This window comes from Okeania sp. SIO2B9 (genome assembly GCF_010672505.1).
Lineage (GTDB): Bacteria > Cyanobacteriota > Cyanobacteriia > Cyanobacteriales > Microcoleaceae > Okeania > Okeania hirsuta.
Genome location: NZ_JAAHGK010001564.1, coordinates 1 through 1,515 on the forward strand (window position 1 = coordinate 1; position 1,515 = coordinate 1,515).

3 protein-coding genes are annotated in these 1,515 nt (G+C 36.5%); 2 read left to right on the plus strand and 1 reads right to left on the minus strand.

Features of this window, described 5'->3' with window-relative positions:
* On the plus strand, nucleotides 1-129 hold a 129-nt coding region (locus tag F6K13_RS32675), incomplete at its 5' end, for a transposase (protein ID WP_287289679.1).
* Between the two features lie 9 nt (nucleotides 130-138).
* On the plus strand, nucleotides 139-261 hold the full coding sequence (locus F6K13_RS32680) for a hypothetical protein (RefSeq protein WP_282433602.1): 123 nt from the start codon (nucleotides 139-141) through the stop codon (nucleotides 259-261).
* Between the two features lie 98 nt (nucleotides 262-359).
* Here F6K13_RS32680 and F6K13_RS32685 read toward each other — a convergent pair whose 3' ends face one another.
* The gene (locus tag F6K13_RS32685; protein WP_124144192.1) at nucleotides 360-1,373 is read right to left on the minus strand and encodes an adenylate/guanylate cyclase domain-containing protein; all 1,014 of its coding nucleotides are present in this window, start codon (nucleotides 1,371-1,373) and stop codon (nucleotides 360-362) included.
* Between the last annotated feature and the right edge of the window lie 142 nt (nucleotides 1,374-1,515).

The window sequence follows — 1,515 nt, forward strand, 5'->3', positions numbered from 1 at the left end:
TGTCGAGAGGTACAACAATTATGGTCAAAATGGGAAAGCCAGGGCTTGTATATATTCTTTTTACCTAAGTATTGCTCAGAAATGAACCCAATTGAGCTGGAGTGGAAACATCTCAAAAAAGATGAATGATCAGCTCAAATGTTTGATGACGAGTTAGATCTTGCTTATGCAGTAATTGACGGTATTCAAGCTAGGGCAGAAAAAGAAAAGGGAAACTACAATACAGAACGTTTTAAATTTTACTCAAATCAAACTGCTTAAAATTTCTTTACATACTTTGGTTTTTTTTTCACCGACTTACTTATACGGATTGAAAAACCATGTAGTTACGATCTGTAAAAAGTTATAGTTGATTTGATCTAAAACAAATTTTGATTTTTTGCAGAGAACAATTTTTTGCCCAAAAAAGTATTGAGATTATTAAAAGTACCACCATAAGTAATAGTTGAACTATCATAGCCTTTCAGATTTACTTGATACTGCTTAAATATTTGATGCACATTTTCTAAATCGCAAATATACTGATAAGTACCTTCTCCCAAAGCAATATCCATACCAATTTCTTTAGTAGATGATTCTAGGCGAAATGCTGCATTTACAGTATCTCCCAAAGCAGTATAATCCGAGCGTTCACTACTACCAGCATTACTCACCATTGCATAACCTGTATTTATTCCTGCTCCTACTCTTAAAGGAAACGGTAAAGGGTAGATTTTACTTAGTTCTCTTGTTACTTCATATAAATCTTTGAGAGCTTGAAAAATACGAATCATTTCTGCACTACTAACTCCCTCAGCTCCATGAAACCAAACTGCCATAATCGCATCACCAATATATTTATCCACCCAACTTCCATTCTTCCTGATAATATCCCCTGCCTGCCGAAACCAACTACCAATAACTTCAGACAATACTCTCTCGTCCAGTTTTCTAGTCAGTACTGTAAAATCTCGGATATCCATTACCATCACTGATATTAGGCGACGAACATGCAAGGTAGCTGTAAAATCTTGAGAATCACCATCTATACCCGACTGTTTGTCCATTACTATGTCTGGACAATTAAATTGTAGTTCTGTTTGACCAAATACTAAGCGATCAGAATCCTTTAAAATTACAGGAATACTCACACGACGACTATTTACAAAAGAACCATTACGACTGCCTAAGTCAATCAGATAAAAATCTCCTTTGTCCATCTGTTGTATCATGGCATGGTTGCGGGATATCCATCTATCAGTCAGGACAAAAGTGTTATCTCTACCTCTACCAATAGTCCAACAATTATTTCCTACTAGAGGTAGGTAGCGATCGCCTGCTTCGGTACGAAGGATCATATGAGGAGGTTGCAAAGTCACGACAGTGGCACTCATGGTAACACAAGCTCAGCCTCAAGTTGAACTGACTGAGGTACAAAAACAGGAACTACAAACAGAGCTTCAAAAGTTACAAACACAGTTAAATAGTTTAATTGGTCGTACCAGGAATTTAGAAAATCAACTGGGTGTGAGAAAA

Coding starts and splice junctions, on each gene's coding strand:
- F6K13_RS32685 (WP_124144192.1), bottom strand. CDS start 1,373: ATGAGTGCCACTGTCGTGACTTTGCAACCTCCTCATATGATCCTTCGT.
- F6K13_RS32680 (WP_282433602.1), top strand. CDS start 139: ATGTTTGATGACGAGTTAGATCTTGCTTATGCAGTAATTGACGGTATT.